Raw genomic sequence first — 522 nt, 5'->3', positions numbered from 1 at the left:
CCGGATCCTGATGTTCTCCGCGAATTCGAGCATCTTGGCGGCGTGCCCGACGCCGAAGGACGCCGGCATCATGGCCAGCGGCCAGGACAAGATGTCCTTGACGCTGGCCGCGCCGCCACGCAATGCCAAGGGATGGTCGGGCCGCACCAGCAGCCCGACCGGCTGCGACGAGCTCGCCAGATACTCGATGCGCGGATGTGGCGGCGGATTGAAGGCAAGTCCGATGTGCGCACGACTTTCGGCCACGGCGTCGAGCACCTGATCCACGCCGAGGATCTCCATGCCGATGTCGAGCTGCGGGTACTGCGCACAGAACGGCGCCAGCACTTCATTGACCAGCCCATCCACGTACCCCTCGCTCAGGACCAGCTGGACCTGCCCCTGCTGCAGGCCCTTCAGTGCATGGAGCTGGTCCTCGAGCTTTTCCTGATGCGATCGGTAGCCGCGCCAGAACTCAAGCAGATGCGCGGCGGCCTCGGTCGGCCTGACGCCACGCGCCTGTCGCTCGAACAGCGTCGTGCC

The 522-nt window shown here is 66.3% G+C and carries 1 protein-coding gene; it reads right to left on the bottom strand.

Translation table 11 applies throughout. The features are described from left to right. Positions 1–522 (bottom strand): LysR family transcriptional regulator (locus AC3WL8_RS40050; protein WP_492380276.1); only part of this gene is annotated, 522 nt, incomplete at both ends.

The sequence above is a fragment of the Cupriavidus sp. FW305-F7 genome (genome assembly GCF_058782875.1).
Note: the sequence above shows the minus strand (reverse complement) of the source record. Positions and strands in the feature narration are given on the sequence as shown.